This is a genomic window from Bradyrhizobium centrolobii, assembly GCF_001641635.1.
Lineage (GTDB): Bacteria > Pseudomonadota > Alphaproteobacteria > Rhizobiales > Xanthobacteraceae > Bradyrhizobium > Bradyrhizobium centrolobii.
In genome coordinates this window covers 74,034-97,532 of record NZ_LUUB01000118.1, presented here as the reverse complement: position 1 = coordinate 97,532, position 23,499 = coordinate 74,034, and the positions used below count along the sequence as shown (strand labels likewise).

Genomic DNA, 23,499 nt, shown 5'->3' with positions numbered 1-23,499 from the left:
AGTCGGCTCGTCAAAGGCTACCATGAGTAGTGCACGCCGAAGTCGCCCTTGACGCCGTCGCGGCGATTATCATTTGAGGTGGCGAGTTGATAGCCGGCCTGCGCATAGAGGCTGAGACCGGGAAGGATCTTCGCGCTGAGGCCGCCGGCGAACTCCAGCCGCGTCGCCTGCTCGATTAATGGCACCGAGTCGATGCCGAACATCGTCTTTGCTTTGGCGCCCCAATCGCGCCAGACGTTGGCGAGCACGTAAGGCTGCCACACCCGCCCGGCGGGGTCGCAGGCGCCGCGCTCCTTCGGCAGACGCCGTTCTGGCTCTGATGTTCTCTGGAACGACCCGATGCAGAGGAATCAGGAGACCGAAACGACGCGCAGATTGTTGGTTGTCCCGGCCTGACCTAACGGTATTCCGGCAACGACCACCAAACTATCGCCGGAGACGGCGAATTCCTCCTGCTTCGCAAGCTCGGTCGCGCGTCCCACCATCTCCTCGTAGCTTTGGACTTGCCCGGAAAGCGCGCTATGTGCGCCCCACAAGAGGCAGAGACGACGAGACACTTCTACACTCGTCGTCGTGGCCAGGATCGGCACCCTGGGACGCTTGCGCGCGATACGTCCGGCTGTTGCCCCGCTTGAGGTATAGGCGACGATGGCCGCCGCATGGATCGCCGAGGCCAAGCCGGCCGCCGCCGCGGCAACCGCATGCGGCGGCGTCTGATCCTCATCCGGCTGGGTTGCTTCGATGATCGCGCGATACATCTTGTGCTGCTCCGTACTGCGGATGATGCGGTCCATCATTTCGACGGCCTCGCGTGGGTACAGGCCCGTGGCCGACTCCGCCGACAGCATCACGGCATCCGCGCCGTCATAGATCGCGGTCGCAACGTCTGAAGCCTCGGCACGTGTGGGTGTCGGGGCTGCCACCATGGAGTCGAGCATCTGAGTGGCGACGATCACCGGTTTGCCAGCCAGCCTGCAGGCGCGGACGAGTTCCTTTTGACGAGCGGGTACCTCCTCGTGCGGAATTTCGACCCCGAGATCGCCGCGCGCGACCATGATCGCATCCGACATCTGGATAATGTCATCGATCCGCTCGAGTGCGGCAGGCTTCTCAATCTTCGCCATCAGCCCGGCGCGTTCGCCAATCAGGGCCCGCGCTTCGATCACGTCCGATGGTTTCTGCACGAATGAGAGAGCCACCCAGTCCACGCCGAGGTGCAAGCCAGATTCCAGGTCGGCGCGGTCCTTTGAGGTGAGTGGCGACAGATCGAGAATCGTTCCAGGCAAATTGACACCCTTGTGGTTCGAGATCGCCCCACCAACAATCACCTCGGCCTCGATGTAGTCATTGCCCAGTCTCGTCGCGCGAACGCGCACCTTGCCATCGTCAATCAAGAGATCGTCGCCGGGCGCCAGGGCTGCAAAGATTTCCGGGTGCGGCAACGGAATGGCCCGGCCGTCTCCTTCCGATCCGGAGCAAACAAAGCGAATGGTCTCGCCGGACCGAACGGTGATCTTCCTGTCCCGCAGAGTGCCGACGCGAATTTTCGGACCCTGCAGGTCCATCAGAATGCCGATCGGGCGCCGCATATCCCGCTCGAGTGCACGGATCGAGGCATGGACGCTCGCATGATCCTTATGGGTTCCGTGGCTGAAGTTAAGACGGAATGTGTCCACGCCTGCGAGAAACAGCGCTTTAAGCATCTCAGGCGACGCGCTGGCGGGCCCAACGGTAGCAACGATTTTTGCACGCCGACGACGCATGGCTATGTGATCCCTTCGGTTCCGGTTCGACCAGGCAGGACTTGCATGCGGCTTCATTCGCAACGATGCGCCGAAGACAGACTTCCGCTATTGAACCAACCTCGCGCGAAGACGCGCGAATTCGCCGTCAGTGATTGATCCTGCTTTCCTGAGCTGATCAAGCTTTCCGAGCTCGTCGGCCACACTGAACCCGACCACACGCCGCAATTCTTCGCGAGCCGCCTGCGCTTGTTGCGCATTGCGCTCGGCCATGCCTCGCCCTTGAGTGATCAGATAAACGATCACGCCAAGATACGACGTCAAGATCACGACGATGATCCAAAGCGCTTTGACCCACCCCGAGATATCATGACGTCTAAAGAGGTCCGCAAAGATTGTAATGACCAACCAGAACCATACGACGAACGCGAATATCGTCAGCACGTCGACCAGAAAGTTTGAAAAAGTGAAGCCTCCCTCGAAGAGCATGACACCCTCCTTGCTGCTTTTTCGTCGACCACTTGCGCCGTATTTGCCGGCTACTCCTAGCATTTTTATGCCGGATCGTACACTGCTGGGTTGTGTGGCGCCCTAGAGGCCCTGCGCTCAGGTGAACGCCTGTGCGATGCACGTTCCCGATCTGGAACGTCTAGCCATCACACAAGTTAATCTCTTCGGCCCGCGTAACCCGGCCGCTCTGAACAAGGGCGATAGGCTTCTCCGCCGATTGGCGAACTGGCCTGAAGACGGTTTATCATGCGGGCGGGTGGATGCGGCCCTTTTGAGCTGCACGGGGATGAACCATGAAGGACATACTCGCTTTTCTTCCGCCTTCGGTGTGCAGAGATGAGCTCTCGCGCGGAGGGCGTTACGCCATCGCCCTGGCTTGCATGTACGGGGCGCATCTATCTGCATTGATTGAGGATATTGAAACCGACGTCGGCGATTTACCACCTGAACCGGACATCCGGCAGGTCGGGACGGCTGCGAGCAAGCCACCCTTAGCAAGTGAACGGGCGGCGCGAACGGCGGAACTCGTTCGGTCCGCGGCGACAGATGCAAATGTATCGTCTGACGTTCTACAGACCGAAAACCAGTCCGCCTCGCTTCGCGAACGCATAATCCACTTTACCCAGATACATGACATGCTGATTATCGATGTGCGCGGACCGCTCGATCCGCCTCGCAAAGACCTCGTCGAGGCAGCACTGTTTGCGGGGGGGCGGCCAATTATTTTCGTGCCGCCGAATACCCCGGCACTCGCAAACAACCGGATTGTCGTTGCGTGGGATGGAACACGCTCGGCGGTTCGCGCGGTGCACGATGCCTTGCCGATTCTCGTTAAGTCGCGTGAGGTCATCGCCGTGTCGGTCATTGACGACAAGCTGTTTCCGATACCTCATTCTGGACACGCGCTCTGCCGCTATCTGACGCGGTGGGGCGTTAATGCGAGATTCAGCACGCTCCATCGCGACACTCCGAACATCGGCGCAACCCTTCTGGCTCACGCACGGCAGGTAGACGCGGATCTGCTTGTGATGGGCGCATTCGCACATGGCTTCGAGCGCGCGCTAATGCTCGGCAGCGCGACACGCGATATTTTCGAGGCGAGGATCGAAATTCCCGTGCTCCTGTCGCACTAGGTCTGGCTGACGCGCACGATGAGACGACGAGGCCAGATCAAGCTTCTTGGGACACCGCTGCAGCAGGCCGCAATGACCGTTCGTTACTCTTGACAGGCGCCCGGACGAACAAATCCACGCGACGGAGCGCGCGTCGCGATCCTTCCTCACGCGGAAGTCACCTGGCGAAGCTGTACCCCGGCTTCCACCGCGGTAACCGCCCTGCGAAACGAAGACGACGAACGGATGACGAGTTTTTCGGCCTCCACAACGAGAAAGAATGTCAGTCCGGCCCCGAAGAGCCAGGGCCAAACCCAGATCGGGATGGCTTCGTTGCCGAATATAGCTTGCAACGGCGGCGCGTAGGTGAAAATCAGCTGCAGGATTACGACTGCGCCAATTCCGAGCGGCAGGTACTTGTTGCCGAGATGCGCGGTGAAGGACAATGAACTGTCCAGCAGGTAGCGGCTGTTCAGGAGATAGAACACCTGGCCGATCGTGATCATGTTGACTGCGACCGTCCGGGCGAGTTCGTCCGAGGCCCCTTGCGCTTTCATCCAGAAGAATGCCCACAGTGTGATCGCGAGCAACGCCACGCCGACGAACAGCACGCGCCAGAAGCCAAAGCCGGTCAGGATCGGCCGCTCGACCGCGCGTGGCGGACGGTTCATGACGTCGAGCTCGTGGGGCTCGAACGAGATCACCAGTCCTAATGCGACCGACGTTACCATGTTGACCCAAAGGACTTGCGGAGCGGTGATAGGCATCGTGAAGTGGAAGAAGATCGCGACCATGATGACAAGCCCTTGGGCCACGTTGGTCGGCAGCATGAACAGGATGGCCTTTTCGATATTGTTGTAGACGGTACGGCCTTCCTTTACAGCGGCGGTAATCGAGGCAAAGTTGTCGTCGGCCAGGATCATTCCCGCTGCCTCCTTGGTGACTTCGGTGCCCTTGATCCCCATCGCAACGCCGATATCAGCCTTCTTCAGCGCGGGTGCATCGTTCACGCCGTCGCCTGTCATCGCCACGATCTGCTTGTTGGCCTGGATCGCCTTCACGAGGCGGAGCTTGTGTTCGGGGCTCGCGCGCGCGAACACATCGACATTGCGCACCTTTTCCCGCAATGCAGCCTCGTTCATCTCCTCGATCTCTGCCCCGCTGACCGCCGTCTCGCCGTCGCCGATGCCGAGCATTTTGGCAATCGCCGCGGCGGTGATCTTGTGATCCCCCGTGATCATGGTGACGCGAACGCCACCACCCTGGCATTCCTTGACAGCCTCGATCGCCTCTTTACGTGGCGGGTCCAGAAGACCGATCAAGCCGAGCAGTACAAGGTCCTTCGGTAGGTCGGCGGGAGTGAGGCTTCCCACCTTCAGGCCCGGGTTCTGTAGCCAGGCGAGGGCCAGCACACGCTCGCCCTGACCGGCGAGCATGTCGGCAGCCTTCAAGAAGTGCGCCGGGTTGAGGGGCACGGGCTGACCGCTGACGGTCTGATGTCGATCGCAGTGCTCGAGGATGACTTCGGGCGCGCCCTTGACAAAAAGATACTCGGTTCCGTCGGCAGACCTGTGAAGCGTCGCCATGAACTTATGCTCGGATTCGAAGGGGATGGCGTCGATCCGCGGAGACGCGGTCTGCTCGGTCCGCCGGTCCAAGCCAAGCTTGATTGCGAACGGATAAAGTGCCCCCTCGGTCGGATCGCCCTCCACCTTCCAGGTGCCCTCCTCCTGAAGCAGCTCTGCATCGTTGCACAGCATGGAGGCGCGTCCCATGAGCGTGAGCACCGGTTCCTTGTCCGCAGGCTCCCCGTCCCTGCTGACCTTACCCTCCGGCTCATAGCCATTGCCGGTGACCTGATACACCGCCTCAGCAGTGACGGCAGACACCACCATCATTTCCATGAGCGTCAGGGTGCCGGTCTTGTCTGAGCAGATGCGTGATACTGAGCCAAGTGTCTCCACTGCCGGCAGCCGCCGGATTATGGCATTGCGCTCGGCCATGCGTTGAACGCCGATCGCGAGCGTGATCGTGATGATTGCCGGCAGGCCCTCGGGAATCACGGAGACGGCGATGCCGGTTACGGCTTGGAACAGCTCAACGAAATCCATGTGCGTCACCCACTTGCCGTAGGCGAACACCAGCACGCCAACGACCCCGACGACTGCGGTGATGACATAGCCGAACTTCTTGATCTGACGCAGCAGTGGCGTCTCGAGCGCGCTGACACTCGTGAGCAAGGCGTTGATGCGACCAAGCTCGGTCTCGCTGCCCGTAGCGACGACAACGCCGGTTGCACGCCCGGACACGACCATCGTTCCGGAGAACGCCATGCATTCCCGATCCCCGACTGTGGAGTTGTCAGAAACCGCGTCTGTGTTCTTGTCGGCCGGCACGGACTCGCCGGTCAGAGCGGCCTCCTCGGTCCGCAGGTTCTTCGCCTCGGCAAGCCGCATGTCCGCAGGAATCTTGTCGCCTGACTCAAGCAGCAAAACATCTCCGGGAACCAGCTGCTCCGCGGGAATCATGCGCGTCTCTCCACTGCGCACAGTTCGAGCTTCGGCGGACAGCATGTTCCGGATGGCATCCAGCGCTTTCTCGGCTTTGCCCTCTTGTATGAACCCGAGCAGCGCGTTGAGGATGACGACCCCGAAGATGATCGACGCGTCGACCCAGAGATTCAGCATAAGCTTGATGAAGCCGGCACCCAACAGAACGTAAATCAAGACGTTATTGAACTGGGACAAGAGCCGCATGAGCGGCCCACGCTTCTTGCCCTCCGGCAGCCGGTTCGGTCCATACGCCTGCAGGCGCCTCGCCGCTTCGGCCGGGTCCAGTCCTTTCTCGCAGTCCGTGGTAAGCGAGTTCGCGACGTCGTTCGCGGACATCGCGTGCCAAGCCGTGACGCCACTCGTCCGAGCCGGGTCTGCCGCTACGACCATGGTTGTCTCCGATCGGCCTGTGTTCATCCATTACGGAGCGACCGCGAGGTCGAGGTCGGCTTTATGGACGCACGCTCTGCCACCACTTCCGCATGGAGACGCTCGACATCTTCTCGCCGGCACAATTGGGTGCCTTGGGTCAGGACGGCAGCTGCACCGGCGGCCATGCCGAGCATGAACGCATCCTCAGCATTTTCCCGGCGTGCGAGCGCGAAAGTCATGCCCGCCACAAAACTATCGCCCGCCCCGACTGCGCTCACGGGCTTCACCTTGGGACCTCTTAGCCGTAACGTACCTGAGCGAGTTGCGAGCACTGCGCCATCACGTCCCATGGTCACAGCAAGGTTTTCGACGGACCCACTGGCGACCAAGGACGTCGCGGCATCGACAATCTCTTCGGCTGATTCGAACTTTCTGTGCGTCAACACCTCGAACTCCCCGACACTGGGCTTGGCGAGATAAATGCCTCCTGCCGACATCGCCGCTTGGAGCGCAGGCCCCGAGGTGTCAAGAATCAAGCGTGCACCGTTGCTCCGCACAATGCTCGCCAGGCGGGCGTAAAAATCGACGGGAACACCGGGCGGCAGGCTACCGCTCGCGACGATGTAGTCTGCATCGCATTCCTTAAGGTGCGAGAGAGCCGATTGCCACTCTGCCTCGACGAGCGTACAGCCTTCGCTTACGAAACGATACTCCAGCCCCGAAATCTCTTCGAAGACGGTAAAACTGATGCGCGTGCCGCCGGATATGTCGATGCATTTTGCCGGCACGTCCGATTTCGCGACAAGTTCGTTCAGGACGCGTCCGGTTGCGCCGCCGGCGAGGTAAATGGCGTAGGCTCCTGCGCCCAACTCCTTCAGCACCCGCGCGACATTTATGCCGCCGCCCCCTGCGTCAGTGCGCTGTTCTACTGCACGGTTCTTACGGATCGGTCTGATCTCGTTCGACAGGAACGCAAGATCGATGGTCGGGCTCAGCGTCAGTGTAACGATCGGCTTTGAGGCTATCTCCGGCTGCTGTATCATGTCGCAAGCCTTCTCGCCTGGGGATAGAAAGTTCGAAAATTATCATCCTTAGAGGCTGAGCGCCATGCGGCTTGTCGGGGACATCGGTGGAACCAACGCAAGGTTTGCGATCGCGGAGGCTGGCAAGTATCCGCACGTCGTACGCAAGCTCCCCGCTGCTCAATATCCGAGCCTCGTCGAAGCAGCGCAGGACTATCTGTCAGGCGCTCCAATGGTGGAAGAGGCGGTGCTTGCTGTAGCAGGCCCTGTACTGGGCGATGAGGTAAGGTTCAGCAACAGCGCTTGGCATTTCTCGATTGCGGATGTGCGCCAGCGGCTCGGTTTGCGCAAGTTAGTTGTCATCAATGATCTCGTCGCACAGGCATTGTCTGTTGCCACGATGCAGCCCGAAGAGATCAGTTCCGTAAAGACGGGAACTCGCGATCCAAGGCAGCCTTCCCTCGTGATTGGCCCCGGGACGGGCCTCGGTGTTGCCTTTCTCCTCAATCAGGCGGGTACACTTGTAGGCCTCCCGAGTGAGGCCGGACATGCCACATTCGCCCCGATGGACCGCCTCCAAGCAGAGATCCTGTCGCATCTCCAGGGTCAGTATCCGCACGTGTCAGTTGAGCGATTGCTGTCCGGATCAGGGCTTTTGGCGATTGCAACAACTTTGGCCAACATCAATGGGCTGACGATCGATGTGCAGGATCCAAAAGACGTTTCGGCCCGCGCTGCAGCGGGCCAGTGTCCCACCTGCCGTGAGGCGATAAGGATCTTTTCATCCATCCTCGGTTCGACCGCTGGCAGTCTGGCCCTGACTCTTCTGACCGGCGGAGGGGTCGTCATCACTGGCGGCCTCTGCCGCGGACTGCAGCCGCTGTGGGATGTGGCGGCGCTCACTGAGGCCTTCATCGAGAAAGGACGGTTCAGGTCATATTTGGATGGGATACCCATCGACCAGATTTTGCGTCCTCATGCTGGCCTTCTGGGTGCAGCAGTATATGCGGAGCGAAGCCACTCCCTTTGAGCTGGCCAGCGCTGGACTCACGCTCGGTATGGTTCCGGCATGCCAATGCAAAAGGGACAGCAATCCTGCTGCATTCAACCATTTCGCGAATGAAAATGCGGGACCGACGTGGAAGAGAGGACCGGAAGATGTTTCAAGTCGCAACTTCCGCGGGCACGTGATACCGTTGCGTCAGCGGACACGCTTGGGCTGCGCCCGTGAGTGAGTGCCCCTCAGGCTTATCGTCCGGGCGCCCTGAACACGGCATCCTTCAAAGCGATCGCCTTCGGCCGAAGGCAAGGTGAAGACCACAGTCTCCGAGCGGCCACTAGGCGAGATCAACGATATCTTCGCGGAGATGAAGGAAGATCAGATCGAAGATCGCATTGTGCTTTCGCAACTCTGATAACGACAGCTCCGTGAGCCCGAGAGATGTCTCGCAAAGCCGCTCTTGTTCCGTCGCACTTTGATGCCGTCGCCTTTGATCTCGATGGCGTGGTTACCGATACGGCGGGGCTCCATTTCCACGCGTGGAAGAAAACGTTCGATGTTTTTTTCGGAGAGCGCGCCCGTCGTACCGGCGTTGCCTTTGCGCCGTTCACGCTCGAGGACTATCGCAGGTACATCGATGGGCGTCCGCGCGAAGAAGCTATTCGTGCCTTTATGGCAGCCCGAGGCACGAACGTAGCGGCAGGCGGCGAGCCCGATGGTCCCGAGGTCGAAACTGTCCAGGGCCTTGCCCGGCGTAAGGACGGACTGTTTCTCGAAGGAATACGCAGCAAAGGAGTAGATATTTATCCGTCCACAGTGGCCTTGATCCGGCGCGTGCGCGCGCTCGGCCTCAAGACGGCGGTGGTTTCGGCGAGCCGCAATTGCCAACAGATCCTGCAAACGGCACGGCTCGATCACCTCTTCGACGTCCGCATTGATGGACGCGATGCCGCAACTTTGGGGCTGCCCGGGAAGCCGGCGCCTGACACCTTTCTTGCGGCGGCGCGGCGGCTGGGGACCTCGCCCGAGCGCACCGTCGTCATTGAGGACGCGATCGCCGGCGTGACGGCGGGACGAGCGGGTGGTTTCGGACTCGTCATCGGGATCGACCGCACCGGCCATGGTGCGGACCTGGAGAACGCCGGAGCCGATATCGTCGTCGCTGACCTCAACCAGATCGATTTGGAATTGGAAGATGGGCCGACGCCGCGACGAGTCGGCGCCAAGCCCGATGTGCACCGACTTGACCCGTTCATCGCGCAACAGGGGACCGAGACTCGCCATCCCGCCGCCCATGCTCGGCCGGACCCTTGGCTGTTTGCCCATGAAGGTTTTGATCCTGCCCTGGAGGGCCGTCGCGAAACCCTGTTCGCTGTGGGCAACGGGTACTTCGTGACCCGCGGAGCCGCCGCCGAGGCGCGCGCTGACAACTTGTACTATCCCGGCACGTATCTGGCCGGCGGCTACAACCGCCTCACGACACGGATCGATGGTCGGTCCATCGAGCACGAGGACCTGGTCAACCTCCCCAACTGGCTGCCACTGACCTTCCGAATAGACGAGGGAGAGTGGTTCGACCTTCATCTCGTCGAAATCCTTGAATATCGGCTAGCGCTCGATCTGCGCCGCGGTCTCTACTTGCGAACTTTGCGGATACGCGACCCGCACGGACGGGAAACCAGCCTCGCCGAGCGTCGCTTCGTGCACATGGACGCCAAGCACCTCGCCGGCCAGCATGTCACCATTACCTCGGAGAACTGGTCCGGCCGGCTCACGGTGCGCGCCATGCTGGACGGCGATGTCGCCAATACCGGCGTGCCGCGCTACAAAGCATTTGAAAGCAAGCATCTGCGCGTGTGCGAAGCGGCCGCGATTGCACCTTGCTCCATGCTGCTCGAGGTCGACACGACGCAGTCACAATTGCGGATCGCACAGGCCGCACGGATGGACATAAGAATACGCGGACACGATGTCGCCGTCGACAAACGCCCAATCAAGGAAGCGGCGCGTGTTGGCTACGACATCGTCCTTGATGTCAGGCCGGGCCTCAGCACTGAAATCGAGAAGATCGTCGCGCTTTATACCTCCAGGGATCGCGCAATCGCGGATCCGGAAACCGCCGCGCGCACTGCCATCGTGCGGGCCGAAAGCTTTGATGCCCTCCTGCAAACCCATGAAAGTGTCTGGCGCATTTATGGGAGCGCAGCGACCTCGACCTGCTCGAGATCGTGAGCGACGAAGCGGACGATGCGCATTTTGCCGTGCGCCTGCATCTGTTTCATCTACTCCAGACAGCCTCCAGCCACAGCATGGAGTTGGACGCCGGCATCCCCGCCCGGGGCTGGCACGGCGAGGGGTACCGTGGCCACATCTTCTGGGACGAGCTGTTCATCTTCCCGTTCCTGATCCTCCGGCTGCCGATCCTGGCCCGGGCCCTGCTGCTTTACCGCTATCGACGTCTCGATGAGGCGCGCTGGGCGGCTCAGCAAGCCGGATTCCGCGGCGCCATGTACCCATGGCAGAGCGGCAGTGATGGGCGCGAAGAGACCGACGTCATGTACTTCAACCCGCGGTCCGGCAATTGGATCAAGGACGATACCCATCTTCAACGCCATGTCGGCGCGGCGGTCGCCTACAATGTCTGGCAGTACTACCAGGCCACGGGCGATGCCGAGTTCCTCTATTCCTTCGGCGCCGAGTTGATGTTCGAGATCGCGCGCTTCTGGGCCAGCATTGCGCAATGGAACGAAGCGCGCGGCCGTTATGACATTCGCGGCATCATGGGCCCGGATGAATTCCATGACGGCTACCTTGACCGCGAGATGCCGGGGCTGGATAACAACGCTTACACCAACGTCATGGCCGTCTGGTGCATCGCTCGCGCGCTCGACCTCTTTGAACTGCTGCCGAAGGAACGCTGTCACGAACTGTGCCAGCGCTTGCGGATCGAGCAGGAGGAACTCGCGCGTTGGGAGCATGTCAGCGGCAAGCTATACCTGCCTTTCCATGATAACGGAATTCTCAGCCAGTTTGAGGGCTATGAGGCGCTGCAGGAGTTTGACTGGGACGCCTATAGGCGAAAATATCCAAACATCATGCGCCTCGATCTGATCCTCGAGGCAGAGAGCGACACGCCCAATCGCTATAAGCTCTCCAAGCAGGCCGACGTCCTGATGGTGTTCTACCTGTTTTCCGCAGAAGAACTGGCCGAGCTCTTCGACCGCCTCGGCTACACGTTCAATCCTGGCACGATCCCCAGAACCATCGACTATTATTTGCGCCGCAGCTCGCACGGCTCCACCTTGAGTGCCATTGCGCATGCATGGGTATTGGCGCGCTCCTGCCGGCAGCGCTCCTGGTCGCTGTTCACGGAAGCTCTGCAAAGCGACATTGGCGATATTCAAGGAGGGACCACACGCGAAGGCATCCATCTCGGCGCCATGGCGGGCACGATCGACCTGCTGCAGCGCTGCTTCACCGGGCTGGAGCTGCGCGGCGAAGAATTACATTTTCATCCGGCACTGCCAGACGAACTGCGCCGGCTTGCATTTCGCCTCCGCTATCGCCAGCACACGCTCAGCGTAGACATAACTCAGGATGAACTCACGCTGGCGAGCGATCGAAGTGGGGCGGAAGCGATCTCCATCGCGGTCGGCGACCGGCATATCGTCCTGCACCCGGGCGACCGGACCAGCGTGCCGCTTACCCGTCCCTCGTGATCACACGAACACTGACTGCGCGGCCGGCCGGCGGCGCAAGCCACGAAGAGCTCGGAAGCCTGAGGGGGTGAGATCGCCTCCGGCGCTAATTTCAACGCGCCGCCGATACAACGTTCTGCGGTGTCCCCTGCGCAAATGCCTCGATGTTGGCAAGTGTCGTCGCGATGATCCGCCCCAGTGCAGCGTCGGTGTTGTAGGCATTGTGCGGAGTGACAATCACATTGGGAAAGCGCAGCAACACATGGTTCGCGACGAGCGCCTTGAAATCGTTGGCGTCGCGGACCGCCTCCTGGTGGAAGATGGCCGCTTCTTCGCGGATCAGGGGCTCCTGCGGCAGGACGTCGAGGCCAGCGCCACGGAGCCTGCCATCAGCGAGCGCCCGCACCAGCGCTTCAACCTCAACGATATGGCCGCGTGCCGTATTGATCAGGATTGCACCCGGCTTCATGAGGGAGAACTCGCGATCTGAGAGCATGCGAACGGTGCCAGATGTTGCCGGAACATGCAGCGTCACGACATCGGCATCGGATAAGAGCTGGTCGAGGGTCGTGTAGGCAAAGTTGAGCCGGGTAGCAGCCGCTTCGTCCGGTCGGAGATCGTAAGCAAGAACGTTCATGCCGAAGCCGCGAGCGATTTCGATCACACGGAGCCCGATGCGACCGGTACCGACCACGCCGATCACCCGGTCGCGCAGCTCGAACCCCCGCAGCCCGGTCTGCGTGAAGCGGCCTCGCCGCGTCCGCTCCACCGCCTCCACAAGGTTGCGCGCAACGCCCAACAGCAGGGCGAAAGCGTGCTCAGCGACGGTCGAGTCGCCGTAATCAGGCACGTTCGAGACAACAATCCCGTGCGTGGCGCAGTGATGAAGATCGATGTGATCGTACCCGGTGGATCGCGTCGCGATCAGCTTCAACCTCGGGAATTGCGAAAGGACCGATGCGTCAAGCCGTGAATTGATGAATGGGCTGGCGACCTCGGCGTCGGAAAAGCCAGCTGCATTCCGCGCGTCCAGCGCCTCGGCAACGCATCGTACGCGATGGTGCGGCTCGAGGCGGGCGCAGGCCTGACGCTCCCATTCCTCGGTCTCGAACATGGCAATGTTCATTGTGGCCTCCCGGGTCAGAGCACGGGTTCACGGCTCGGATGAGTTTACACAATCCGATCCCTATGCAACCCCACATTGATGGCGGGATTCAGTCCAGCCGCTGGCTCCCTGATGGGACAATGCTGCTGAACCACTTTCGCTCCCCCGATCAGCAAACATGGCACACGGAGTCCGGTCGTCTCTCAACTTCTAAAGGGGAACCATCGAGCGAGCATCAGCCCCAGAACGCCTCCGAGCGCGAGGTATCCAAGACAAACCGGTCCCGTCTTTCTCAGAATATCGCCTTCGCGTCCTTGCAAGCCGACCGTTGCGGCGCCCGTGATGATGTTGTGCAGAGCCGCACAATTGCCGACGGCTGCTCCGAATCCCTGAGCGGCGATCAGTGCAAGCACCGGCAAGCCGAGCCCGGCAGCCGCTGCCTGCTGCAGATCCGTCAGGAGGATATTGGAGACGGTTGTCGAGCCGGTGATGAAGGAACCGATTGCCCCAACTGAAGGAGCAAGCAGCGGCCATGCCTGACCGATCCGAGTGGCCGTCGCCGCCAGCGTCTCTATCATTCCCGCATGGACCATCAGCCGGGCTATGGCGAGCATCGCAAACAAGGCAGCGGCGACGGGAACCAGTCGACGAGCGGCAGCCGTGACGGCATAGCCCAGATCGGCAATCTTGCACCCCTGCAAGAGCCCGCCGAACAGAAATCCGGCGAGCAGCATGGTCCCCGGATGATAGAGGGGCTCGATACGGCCGCCGAACGGTCCAGGCAGCGCCCATTCGAGCACAACGTGCCGCAGCGCATCGCGGATCTGCGGACCGAGTCGCGTCACGAGGATCAAGCCGACCAGCACGGCATACGGCAGACCAGCAATGGCAAGCGATCTCGCATCCAGGGTTTCAGCTTGCTGCACCTGCATCCGCCTGAGGATAAAAGCAAATGCCGATCCGCCGGCAAGCGCTCCGCCGATCGTCGGCAGCTCTGGTCCCACCCACGTGGCCAACGCCAGGTACGGCAGCAGGAAACAGACGGCGGCGACCATGGCCCACGCCGCGTAATTTGGCTGGAAACGTCCAGTGCCTGCGATGAACACGATCGAAAGCACCAGCAAAGGCGCCAGGCTTGCGTGCAGCAGTGCCGTCGGTGGCGCGATGCTGTTGCCGCTGATGCCAGACACGTCGGTCTGTGCGAGGATCGGCGTGCCGAGCGCGCCAAAAGAAGTGCCCGCGACGTGACCAATGAGCGGTAAGGCGACCGCCACGACGGGTGTGAAGCCGAGACTGACCAGGAGCGGCGCAGCGAGAGCGATTGGCGTGCCGAACCCCGCCGCTCCTTCCATGAACGACGCAAAGAACCAGGCAATGACGAGGGCAAGCAGGGTCTTGTCCGAGGACAAACTCATCAGTCCCGTCCGGATGGCATCGATCGCACCCGAACGCTGCTGCAGCTCATAGAGAGACAAGGCCGGCAGGATGATCCACAGGATGTCAACGGCCGAGAAAACCGCCTCCGCGCCGGTTCCGAGGAACGCTCCAACAATGCCCTGCTCAGCGTGGATGCTGGTTCCGAAGCCGAAGAATCCGACTGCGCCAACCGAGGCCGCCACGAGCCCGACCAGTCCAGCATTGGCGGCCGACCACCGCAATGCGGCCATCAGGACGATGATCAGGGCAAGCGGAGCCGTCGCGATCAAGGCTGCCATTCAACTTCCCGTGGACTTGATTTGGCTCAAACCGCAACCAAAAGTTAGCATGCGCCGACCCTTTGCAGAACCGGGTCACCTGATCGCAATTGCGAAAAGTTGCGCGCAAAAGCGAGGAGATTCCTAAGCGATGCTCCGGCTCTTGAAGGGAGCACGTGGTCACAGGACCAGGTGCCCGGATCCCAGAGGAGGCTAGCAGCCATTCGAGGCCGACCGCATATCAAGGTCGGCTGTCGGAGATCGCGTTGAAACAATCGTCATAGTCTTCACGATCCAAACCTGTCGAGCGTGGTGCCAGGAAAGGGAGCCGAAAAATGACCGTTCGCGTCGCCATCAACGGATTCGGCCGCATCGGCCGCAACGTTCTCCGGGCCATCATCGAAAATGGCCGCAGGGATATCGAAGTGGTCGCAGTCAACGACCTCGGCCCAGTCGAGACCAACGCACACCTTCTGCGATATGATTCAGTGCACGGCCGCTTCCCCGGTGAAGTCAAGGTCGAGGGCGACGCCCTCAGCGTTGGCAACGGCAAAATCAAGGTGACCGCGATCAAGGATCCCTCAGGTCTGCCATGGAAGGACCTGGGCGTTGACATCGCACTCGAATGCACTGGAATCTTCAACTCGAAGGCCAAAGCCTCCGCTCATCTCAAAGCAGGCGCAAAGGCCGTCCTTGTCTCGGCGCCGGCCGACGGCGCCGACATCACGGTGGTTTACGGCGTCAATCACGACGGGCTGTCGAAGGAGCACAAGGTCGTCTCCAACGCCTCGTGCACGACCAACTGTCTGGCGCCGGTCGCCAAGGTGCTCAACGACGCGATCGGGATCGAAAAAGGTTTCATGACAACGATTCATGCCTATACCGGCGATCAGCCGACGCTGGATACATTGCACAAGGACCTGTATCGCGCGCGAGCCGCGGCGATGTCGCTGATCCCCACCTCAACGGGTGCGGCAAAGGCCGTCGGCCTCGTGCTGCCGGAACTGAACGGCAAACTTGACGGCGTTGCCATTCGCGCGCCAGTGCCGAACGTTTCGGCGGTCGACTTCAAGTTCGTCGCCAAGAGGGCGACGTCGAAGGACGAGGTGAACGCCGCGATCAGGCGCGCCGCCGACCAGCAACTCAAGGGGATTCTTGGCTATACCGACAGTCCCAATGTTTCGGTCGACTTCAACCACGATCCGCACAGCTCCGTCTTCCACATGGATCAGACCAAGGTCATGGACGGCACGTTGGTGCGCGTGATGTCGTGGTACGACAACGAGTGGGGCTTCTCATGCCGGATGGCGGACACGGCCGTAGCGATGGGGAAGCTGATCTGAACCGAGACTGAGACGCGAGGACGTTCCGCTCACTCTCCCTGTGACGGATTTTCAACTAGACGCCTGATCCCGGAATATTTTCGCGAAAGATGATCTCGCTGCGCGGCGTCTCGATACCGTGCATGGCGCTTCGGCCGGCGCGCAGATTGTCGAAGATGCCGATGCAGCTCATCATCGTGTGCAGCTGATTTTGGGTGATGACCGCGTCCATGGTCCCGTCGATCAGGAGGCTGCGCGTGTCCGACGTCAGACCGTGCCCGACGAACACGGTTTCTCGCGCGCGATTCATCTCCTTCAGTGCCCGCCCGACGCCATCTGCCGCACCGCCGATGTTGTAAATCCCCGCAAGATCCGGGTGCCGGCCGAGCAACATGCGGGTCTGGCGATAATTCCTGTCGGCATCGTCATGTCCCTCGCGCAGGCCTACGACCTTGATCAGGGGAAATAGCTCCTCGAAGACGTGCAGGAAGCCCATCTCGCGCTCTTCGTGGGCACGGTAGCTCAGGCTGCCTGCGATCATGGCCACCTTCGCATTCCTCGCTCCGATAAACCGCGCGATCAGGTAGCCGGCCGTTCGACCAGCCGAGCGATTGTCCAGGCCGAGATAGGCGACCCGGCGCGCATTGAGGATATCCGAGATCACGGTGACGGTCGGCACACCGCGCTCGGCGAGCATATCGACGGTCTCGCGGACGGCGGGATGTTCCAGCGCCATGAAGGCGATGCCGTCAACCTTGTCGCGGTATTGCCAGAGCCGTCGCGCCAGCAGTTCGGCGTTGAAGCTCTTGATGTAGTCGACCTGGCAACGAACGTTGAACGCTGCAAGGCGCGCCTCCGAGTAAGCTATCAATTGCCCGAGCGTCGCGAGGAACCGGTTGGTGCCGGCCGGCAGCAGGAACAGAAGCCGCATCGGCTTCGGCTTCATCGCGGCAAGCAAATCCTCGGCTGGCATGTAATTCAACTCGGACGCAGCGGCGAGCACACGCTGCTGCGTGACCCGTCGCACGCCGGGCCTGCGATTGAGCACACGGTCGACGGTCGCGGTGGACACGCCGGCACGGCGTGCCACGTCGACAATGCGGCTTAGCGGCAGCGCTACGTGCTTGTCCATCTCGGAAACACTCCGGGCTTGAATACATCAAAAACCATCATTTTGGCCGTTTGACACCCCGGTCCCTGCCTGTGATTTTCGCGCAAGACTACCCGCCAAGCCATCAGTTGGCATCAAAAAGATTTCCGGAGGAAGCCCATGATCCTGTCTCGTCGGCGTGCCCTGCAGGCCCTGTCGGCTCTTCCCGCAGCGGGTCTCATCGGCGCCATGCCGCGCGCCGCGCGCGCCGCCGAATTCTCGCTGAAATACGGCAACAACCTGCCGCTCACCCATCCGCTCAACATCCGGGCGCAGGAAGCCGCCGAACGGATCGCCAGGGAAACTAATGGTCGCGTCGAGATCGCCATCTTCCCCAACAACCAGCTTGGCGGCGACACCGACATGCTGGCGCAGGTGCGCAGCGGCGCGATCACCTTCTTCACGCCATCGGCGCTTGTCGCCGCGACGCTGGTCCCGGTCGCCGCGATCAATGCCGCGGGCTTTGCGTTTGCCGACTACGATCAGGTCTGGAAGGCGATGGACGGCCCGCTCGGCGTGCATGTCCGCGCCGCGATGGCCAAGGTCGGCCTCCATGCTTTCGAGAAGATGTGGGACAACGGTTTTCGCCAGATTACGAGCGGTGCCAAACCGATCGAGACCGCCAAGGACATGGACGGCCTGAAGATCCGCGTGCCGGTGAGCCCGCTCAGCATCTCCATGTTCAAGGCGCTCGCGGCATCGCCGACCAGCCTGCAATTCAGCGAGGTCTATTCGTCGCTGCAGACCCGCATCGTCGATGCGCAGGAAAATCCGTTGCCGATCATCCAGGTCGCCAAACTCTACGAAGTGCAGAAGTACTGTGCGATCAGCAACCACATCTGGGACGGCTTCTGGTTCATCGCCAATGGCCGCGCCTGGCAGGCCTTGCCGGCCGACCTCAAGGCCATCGTCGCCGGCGCCATCAACGATGCTGGCATCAAGCAACGCGAGGACATCAAGGCGTTTAATGCGACAGTGCAATCGGACCTGCAGGCCAAGGGGCTGACCTTCACCAAGCCGGCGCCGGACAGCTTCCGCGCCAAGCTGCGCGAGGCGGGTTTCTACGGCGAGTGGAAGACCCGCTTCGGCGAGGAGGCCTGGGGCCTGCTCGAAAACGCAGTCGGCAAGCTGGCCTGAGCGCGCAATGACGATCGCCGAACATCCGGTGAGCGACTATGTGGAGGCCGGGCGTGGCCCCGCCTCTACATCGGCCCGCGGTTTCGCGCAGGCGTTTGCCGCCCTCGATCGCGGGCTGGGCGCAGCGGTCGAAACCGCCGCTGCCGGCCTCGTCGTGATCGAGATCATCATTCTGCTCGCCGGCGTCGTCAGCCGCTACGTCTTCCGCAGTCCGCTGGTCTGGTCCGACGAGTTGGCGTCCATCCTCTTTCTCTGGCTCTCCATGCTCGGCGCCGTCATCGCGCTGCGCCGCGGCGAGCACATGCGGATGACCGGCCTCATGCGCTATCTCGGTCCGCGCGCACGGGCTTTTTTCGAGGTGATGGCGACGACAGCACCGCTCGCACTGTTGGCATTGATCCTCTATCCCGCATTCGACTATGCGAGCGAGGAGCGCTTCATCGTGACCCCTGCGCTCGAGATCAACAACGCCTGGCGCGCTGCGGCCATTCCCGCGGGCCTGGTGTTGATGACCATCACCGCCGCAATCGGTCTGGCACGCCGTCATCGCCCTCCGCTGATTCTCGCAGGTCTCATCGCCACCGCGGGTATCGTCGCTGCATTCTGGCTGGCCGGACCGGCCCTGCAGCCGCTCGGCCGCTACAATCTGATCATCTTCTTTATCGGCGTGGTGGCGGCCAGTGTGTTCGCGGGCGTTCCGATCGCTTTCTCCTTTGCGCTGGCAACCTTCGGCTATCTTGCACTGACGACGACCACGCCGATGATGGTGATGGTCGGCCGGCTCGACGAAGGCATGTCCCATCTCATCCTGCTCGCGGTGCCGCTGTTCATCTTCCTGGGTGCGCTGATCGAAATGACCGGCATGGCGCGTGCCATGATCCAGTTCCTGGCGAGCCTGTTCGGCCATGTCAGAGGCGGCCTGTCCTACGTTCTCATCGGCGCCATGTATCTGGTGTCCGGCATTTCGGGATCGAAGATCGCCGACATGGCCGCGATTGCGCCGGTGCTGCTGCCGGAAATGCAGCGGCGCGGTGCCAAGCCCGGCGATCTCGTCGCATTGCTCGCCGCAACGGGCGCGCAGACGGAAACCATTCCGCCTAGCATTGTGCTGATCACCATCGGCTCGGTGACCGGTATCTCGATTGCCGCGCTCTTCACCGGCGGCCTGTTGCCGGCGCTGGCTGTCGGGGCCGCCCTCTGCGTGGTGGTGTGGCGACGCTACCGGCATGACGACCTCAGCCAAATGCGGCGGCATTCAACGCGCGAGATCGCGAAACTGGCGCTGCCCGCCGTGCCCGCGATCCTGCTGCCCTTCGTGATCCGCACGGCCGTCGTCGAAGGCGTCGCCACGGCGACGGAGGTTTCGACCATCGGTATAGTCTACGCGGCACTGATGGGACTCCTGGTCTATCGCCAGTTTACCTGGGAGCGCCTCAAACCGATGCTGGTCGAGACCGCTTCGCTGACCGGCGCCATCATCTTCATCGTCGGCAGCGCCACCGCGATGGCATGGGGCCTGACGCAATCCGGCTTCTCACAACAACTGGCGCAGACCATGGCGGCAATTCCGGGCGGCGCCTACGGCTTCCTCGCAGTCTCGATTCTCCTCTTCGTGATCCTCGGCAGCGTGCTGGAAGGCATTCCGGCGATTGTCTTGTTCGGACCGCTGCTGTTTCCGATCGCCAAGCAGGTCGGCGTGCACGAGGTGCACTACGCCATGGTGGTGATCTTCGCGATGGGCATCGGCTTGTTCTCGCCGCCGTTCGGGGTCGGGTATTACGGCGCCTGCGCCATCAGCAAGATCTCGCCGGATGAGGGCCTGAAGCACATCTGGGGCTATGTCGTCGCGCTGTTTGTCGGGCTCGTCATTGTCGCCGCGGTGCCGTGGCTGTCGACCGGATTCCTCAAGTTCTGAACCAAACGGGAATGCAAGTATGAGCCGCTTTTTTGGCGAGATCCGGCAGGCCGGCTACGTCGTCAACGACATCGAAAAGGCGATGGATTACTGGAGCCGCGAACTCGGGATCGGGCCCTGGTTCTACAATCCGCGTGTGCCGATCGTGAACTATCGCTATCGTGGCGAGGCTTATGAGCCGCACAACTCGGTCGCGCTGGCGAACTCTGGACCATTGCAGATGGAATTGATCCAGATCCGCAACGATGCGCCGTCGATGTATGCCGATTTCCTCAAGGCCGGGCATACCGGCTTGCAGCATGTCGCCTACTGGACCGACAACTACGACGCCGACCTGGCCCGCCTCGAGGCCCAGGGTTTCAGGCCCGTGATGAGCGGCGAAGTCGGCCCCCGCGGCCGTTTCGTCTATTTCGATACCGAATATCACCCAGGGACGGTGATCGAATTGTCGGAGGTCGCTGGCCCCAAGGGGAAGATGTTCGATCTGATCCGTGAGGCGGCACGAGGCTGGAATGGAAGCGATCCGGTGCGCCCCTTTCCCGATCTCAGCAAGCTCTAGCGCGGACCTGATCCCGTGACAGCTCCCGTTCGCATCGAAGCGGATTATCTGATCGAGACGCCTTGCAATCCGCGCGCCACCGCGGAGGCCATCGCAGGCGAACAATCCAGCGGCACCTTCGTCGCCGTGCCAGGCGAAACGCCTGAGCTCAAGGAACGGGCGGCAGCCCGTGTCGAGCGCATCGAACTGCTTGATCCGTTGCCTGCACCGTCATTGCCGGTGGCGCGGCCAGTCGATCCGGGTGGGCCCTGGCGGCGCGCGCGGGTGACGCTGTCGTGGCCACTCGACAATATCGGCCCGTCTCTTCCCAATCTGGTCACGACGGTTGCCGGCAATCTCTGGGAATTGCGGCAGCTCACCGGACTGCGGCTGCTCGATCTGCGGCTGCCGGGCGAGTTCGCATCCGCCTATGCCGGACCCAAGTTCGGCGTTGCCGGAACGCGCGAGCTGACCGGCGTGTACGGTCGTCCGCTGATCGGCACCATCATCAAGCCGAGCGTTGGGCTCAGCGCAGCGGTGACGGCAAGTCTCGTTGCCACTCTTTGCGACGCCGGGATCGATTTCATCAAGGACGACGAGTTGCAGTCCGATGGACCTTCGTGCCCATTCAATGAACGCGTGCGCGCGGTGATGCGCGTGGTGAACGATCATGCCGAGCGGGCCGGCAAGAAAGTCATGCTCGCCTTCAACCTCACCGGCGAGATCGACCAGATGCGCCGCCGGCATGATTTCGTGCTGACGCACGGCGGCAGTTGCGTGATGGCGAGCATCAACTCGGTCGGGCTCGCTGGCATGATCGAACTGGGTCGCCACACGCAGCTTCCGATTCATGCGCATCGCAACGGCTGGGGGGCGTTGAACCGGCATCCAGCGCTGGGCTGGGAGTTTGCAGCCTGGCAAAAGATCTGGCGGCTTGCGGGTGCTGACCATATGCATGTCAACGGCATCGGCAACAAGTTCAGCGAGTCCGACGACAGCGTGATCGCATCCGCCAAAGCCACGCTCACGCCTTTGTTCGAGCAAAGGCCCTGCGTCGCCATGCCGGTGTTTTCATCGGGCCAGACTGCCGCGCAGGCGCTTCCAACCTATCATGCACTGGGATCAACCGATCTGATTTTCGCCGCTGGCGGCGGCATCCTGGCACATCCCGACGGACCTGGCGCTGGAGTGGCCGAATTACGTGCGGCATGGGACGACGCAGTGTCCCGCAAGGCGCCGTACAGCCCATGACGCTCTCCTTAAGTCTTCCCGACGGCCCGCTGATCGCATTTTATGGCGACGACTACACCGGCTCGTCGGCCGCGATGGAAGCGCTGACCTTCGCTGGCCTTCCGACGATTTTGTTCCTCGAGCTTCCGAGCCCGGAGCAACTTGCCACAGCAGCGCAATTCCGCGGCATCGGTATCGCCGGCACCGCGCGCGCGAAAGATCCGGCCTGGATGGAGCTCAACCTTCCGACCGTCTTCGACGTGCTCGCCGGCATTGGCGCACCGATTTCGCACTACAAGGTCTGCTCTACCTTCGACTCCGCGCCGCACATTGGCTCGATCGGGCGGGCGATCGATCTGGCGGTGCCGCGCCTTGGCGGTGCATGGCATCCGCTGCTGGTCGCCTCGCCCGCGATGGGCCGCTACCAAGTCTTCGGCAATCTCTTCGCGACCGTGAACGGCGTCGGCCATCGTCTCGACCGCCATCCGACGATGTCGCGTCACCCGGTGACGCCGATGGACGAGGCCGATCTTGGCCGCCATCTCGCCCGTCAGACTGCGCGGCGGATCGGGCTTGTCGATTTCGTCGCCATGGCCAATGGCGAGGCAGAGCAGACCTTGGCGCGCGTGCGCGCCGGCGGCGCCGAGATCATCTCGCTCGATGTGCTTGATCAATCGTCTCTGATCGAGGCCGGACGCCTCATGTCGGAACATCGTGGCGATCGGCTATTCGCGGTCGGCTCTCAGGGCGTGGAGCAGGCGCTGGTTGCCTATTGGCGGTCGTCTGGCTTGATCGCGGACTCCGGGCCGCACATGTCGTTCTCTCCCGTACAGCGGATCGCCTGCATTTCCGGTTCCTGCTCGCCCATCACGGCCGCCCAAATTGCCCATGCCGTCCAGGAGGGGTTTGAAGCCGTGCGGCTGGATGCGGCCCGCGCCGTCGACGCGGCCGAATGGACGAAAGAAGTCGGTCGCGGCGCCGATCGCGGCGTTGAGGCCATCTTGGCCGGGCGCGATCCGCTTCTAATCACTGCAAGCGGCCCGGACGATCCGGCGATCGGCGCTCTCAGGGCAGCCATCGAAGCGAGCGGAGTAAGCACGGCGGAAATTAACGACCGGATCGGCGCCGGGCTTGGCCAGGCACTCGATCGCATTCTGCAAACGACTCGCCTTCCGCGCGCGGTGGTCGCCGGCGGCGACACCTCAGGCCACGCGCTCCAGGCCATGGGAATCTATGCTCTCAGCGCGATCGCGCCGCTGGTTTCGGGGGCGCCTCTTTGCCGTGCCGCATCGGACCGTGAGCACGCAAACATTGAGATCGCGCTCAAGGGCGGACAGGTCGGCGGCGTCGACCTGTTCTGCCTGGCGAGAGACGGCAAGACGAATTGAGCGGCTGCCTTG

Annotated in this window: 18 protein-coding genes; 10 read left to right on the top strand and 8 right to left on the bottom strand. The window is 61.9% G+C overall.

What is annotated here, in order from left to right:
* Positions 1-17 precede the first annotated feature (17 nt).
* The 3 genes from AYJ54_RS41900 to AYJ54_RS41890 form a co-directional block, all read right to left on the bottom strand.
* Positions 18-248 carry a hypothetical protein gene (locus tag AYJ54_RS41900; RefSeq protein ID WP_245329288.1) on the bottom strand — a complete coding sequence of 77 codons (231 nt, stop codon included), beginning with the start codon at positions 246-248 and terminating at the stop codon, positions 18-20.
* A gap of 102 nt (positions 249-350) precedes the next feature.
* Complete coding sequence (gene pyk, locus AYJ54_RS41895) at positions 351-1,763, bottom strand: pyruvate kinase (protein WP_063708321.1); 1,413 nt, start codon at positions 1,761-1,763, stop codon at positions 351-353.
* 87 nt (positions 1,764-1,850) lie between these two features.
* The gene (locus tag AYJ54_RS41890; RefSeq protein ID WP_063708320.1) at positions 1,851-2,231 is read right to left on the bottom strand and encodes an SHOCT domain-containing protein; all 381 of its coding nucleotides are present in this window, start codon (positions 2,229-2,231) and stop codon (positions 1,851-1,853) included.
* A gap of 314 nt (positions 2,232-2,545) precedes the next feature.
* On the opposite strand from AYJ54_RS41890, the gene AYJ54_RS41885 reads away from it, so the two are divergent.
* Positions 2,546-3,385, top strand: coding sequence for a universal stress protein (locus AYJ54_RS41885; RefSeq protein ID WP_063708319.1), 840 nt, complete (start codon positions 2,546-2,548; stop codon positions 3,383-3,385).
* A 146-nt stretch (positions 3,386-3,531) separates the two neighbouring features.
* Here AYJ54_RS41885 and AYJ54_RS41880 read toward each other — a convergent pair whose 3' ends face one another.
* The gene (locus AYJ54_RS41880; RefSeq protein WP_136624306.1) at positions 3,532-6,306 is read right to left on the bottom strand and encodes an HAD-IC family P-type ATPase; all 2,775 of its coding nucleotides are present in this window, start codon (positions 6,304-6,306) and stop codon (positions 3,532-3,534) included.
* A 23-nt stretch (positions 6,307-6,329) separates the two neighbouring features.
* Positions 6,330-7,331 carry a 1-phosphofructokinase family hexose kinase gene (locus AYJ54_RS41875; RefSeq protein WP_063708317.1) on the bottom strand — a complete coding sequence of 334 codons (1,002 nt, stop codon included), beginning with the start codon at positions 7,329-7,331 and terminating at the stop codon, positions 6,330-6,332.
* A 64-nt stretch (positions 7,332-7,395) separates the two neighbouring features.
* Between AYJ54_RS41875 and glk the strand changes: the two genes are divergently transcribed.
* The 3 genes from glk (at position 7,396) to AYJ54_RS51625 (ending at position 12,029) form a co-directional block, all read left to right on the top strand.
* The gene (gene glk, locus AYJ54_RS41870) at positions 7,396-8,340 is read left to right on the top strand and encodes a glucokinase (protein WP_063708316.1); all 945 of its coding nucleotides are present in this window, start codon (positions 7,396-7,398) and stop codon (positions 8,338-8,340) included.
* 411 nt (positions 8,341-8,751) lie between these two features.
* The gene (locus tag AYJ54_RS51630; protein WP_063708315.1) at positions 8,752-10,542 is read left to right on the top strand and encodes a beta-phosphoglucomutase family hydrolase; all 1,791 of its coding nucleotides are present in this window, start codon (positions 8,752-8,754) and stop codon (positions 10,540-10,542) included.
* Complete coding sequence (locus AYJ54_RS51625) at positions 10,539-12,029, top strand: glycosyl hydrolase family 65 domain-containing protein (protein WP_063708314.1); 1,491 nt, start codon at positions 10,539-10,541, stop codon at positions 12,027-12,029. Before AYJ54_RS51630 ends, AYJ54_RS51625 begins: the two co-directional genes overlap by 4 nt.
* Before the next feature lie 91 nt (positions 12,030-12,120).
* On the opposite strand, the gene AYJ54_RS41855 is transcribed toward AYJ54_RS51625, so the two are convergent.
* Positions 12,121-13,134, bottom strand: a complete 1,014-nt coding sequence (locus AYJ54_RS41855; RefSeq protein ID WP_063708313.1) for a hydroxyacid dehydrogenase — start codon at positions 13,132-13,134, stop codon at positions 12,121-12,123.
* A gap of 182 nt (positions 13,135-13,316) precedes the next feature.
* Positions 13,317-14,828: an L-lactate permease gene (locus AYJ54_RS41850; RefSeq protein WP_063708312.1), complete on the bottom strand. Its 1,512-nt coding sequence runs from the start codon at positions 14,826-14,828 to the stop codon at positions 13,317-13,319.
* Between the two features lie 314 nt (positions 14,829-15,142).
* On the opposite strand from AYJ54_RS41850, the gene gap reads away from it, so the two are divergent.
* Complete coding sequence (gene gap, locus AYJ54_RS41845; protein WP_063708311.1) at positions 15,143-16,150, top strand: type I glyceraldehyde-3-phosphate dehydrogenase; 1,008 nt, start codon at positions 15,143-15,145, stop codon at positions 16,148-16,150.
* A 55-nt stretch (positions 16,151-16,205) separates the two neighbouring features.
* Here the strand turns inward: gap and AYJ54_RS41840 are convergent, their stop codons facing one another.
* Positions 16,206-17,261, bottom strand: coding sequence for a LacI family DNA-binding transcriptional regulator (locus tag AYJ54_RS41840; RefSeq protein WP_063708310.1), 1,056 nt, complete (start codon positions 17,259-17,261; stop codon positions 16,206-16,208).
* 138 nt (positions 17,262-17,399) lie between these two features.
* Here AYJ54_RS41840 and AYJ54_RS41835 point away from each other — a divergent pair, with 138 nt between their 5' ends.
* The 5 genes from AYJ54_RS41835 to AYJ54_RS41815 are packed head-to-tail and all read left to right on the top strand — an operon-like array spanning position 17,400 to position 23,487.
* Entirely contained in the window at positions 17,400-18,416 is a 1,017-nt protein-coding gene (locus AYJ54_RS41835) for a TRAP transporter substrate-binding protein (RefSeq protein WP_063708309.1), read from the top strand.
* Positions 18,417-18,423: 7 nt separating this feature from the next.
* The gene (locus AYJ54_RS41830) at positions 18,424-20,331 is read left to right on the top strand and encodes a TRAP transporter large permease (RefSeq protein WP_082906099.1); all 1,908 of its coding nucleotides are present in this window, start codon (positions 18,424-18,426) and stop codon (positions 20,329-20,331) included.
* Positions 20,332-20,350: 19 nt separating this feature from the next.
* Positions 20,351-20,890 carry a VOC family protein gene (locus AYJ54_RS41825; protein ID WP_063708308.1) on the top strand — a complete coding sequence of 180 codons (540 nt, stop codon included), beginning with the start codon at positions 20,351-20,353 and terminating at the stop codon, positions 20,888-20,890.
* Between the two features lie 15 nt (positions 20,891-20,905).
* Positions 20,906-22,120, top strand: a complete 1,215-nt coding sequence (locus AYJ54_RS41820) for a ribulose-bisphosphate carboxylase large subunit family protein (protein ID WP_063708307.1) — start codon at positions 20,906-20,908, stop codon at positions 22,118-22,120.
* Complete coding sequence (locus AYJ54_RS41815; RefSeq protein ID WP_063708306.1) at positions 22,117-23,487, top strand: four-carbon acid sugar kinase family protein; 1,371 nt, start codon at positions 22,117-22,119, stop codon at positions 23,485-23,487. The genes AYJ54_RS41820 and AYJ54_RS41815 overlap by 4 nt, the downstream gene beginning before the upstream one ends.
* Positions 23,488-23,499: the final 12 nt, after the last annotated feature.

Coding starts and splice junctions, on each gene's coding strand:
- AYJ54_RS41825 (WP_063708308.1), top strand. CDS start 20,351: ATGAGCCGCTTTTTTGGCGAGATCCGGCAGGCCGGCTACGTCGTCAAC.
- gap (WP_063708311.1), top strand. CDS start 15,143: ATGACCGTTCGCGTCGCCATCAACGGATTCGGCCGCATCGGCCGCAAC.
- AYJ54_RS41855 (WP_063708313.1), bottom strand. CDS start 13,134: ATGAACATTGCCATGTTCGAGACCGAGGAATGGGAGCGTCAGGCCTGC.
- AYJ54_RS51630 (WP_063708315.1), top strand. CDS start 8,752: ATGTCTCGCAAAGCCGCTCTTGTTCCGTCGCACTTTGATGCCGTCGCC.
- AYJ54_RS41885 (WP_063708319.1), top strand. CDS start 2,546: ATGAAGGACATACTCGCTTTTCTTCCGCCTTCGGTGTGCAGAGATGAG.
- AYJ54_RS41815 (WP_063708306.1), top strand. CDS start 22,117: ATGACGCTCTCCTTAAGTCTTCCCGACGGCCCGCTGATCGCATTTTAT.
- AYJ54_RS41840 (WP_063708310.1), bottom strand. CDS start 17,261: ATGGACAAGCACGTAGCGCTGCCGCTAAGCCGCATTGTCGACGTGGCA.
- AYJ54_RS41880 (WP_136624306.1), bottom strand. CDS start 6,306: ATGGTCGTAGCGGCAGACCCGGCTCGGACGAGTGGCGTCACGGCTTGG.
- pyk (WP_063708321.1), bottom strand. CDS start 1,763: ATGCGTCGTCGGCGTGCAAAAATCGTTGCTACCGTTGGGCCCGCCAGC.
- glk (WP_063708316.1), top strand. CDS start 7,396: ATGCGGCTTGTCGGGGACATCGGTGGAACCAACGCAAGGTTTGCGATC.
- AYJ54_RS41830 (WP_082906099.1), top strand. CDS start 18,424: ATGACGATCGCCGAACATCCGGTGAGCGACTATGTGGAGGCCGGGCGT.
- AYJ54_RS41875 (WP_063708317.1), bottom strand. CDS start 7,331: ATGATACAGCAGCCGGAGATAGCCTCAAAGCCGATCGTTACACTGACG.
- AYJ54_RS41835 (WP_063708309.1), top strand. CDS start 17,400: ATGATCCTGTCTCGTCGGCGTGCCCTGCAGGCCCTGTCGGCTCTTCCC.
- AYJ54_RS41850 (WP_063708312.1), bottom strand. CDS start 14,828: ATGGCAGCCTTGATCGCGACGGCTCCGCTTGCCCTGATCATCGTCCTG.
- AYJ54_RS41890 (WP_063708320.1), bottom strand. CDS start 2,231: ATGCTCTTCGAGGGAGGCTTCACTTTTTCAAACTTTCTGGTCGACGTG.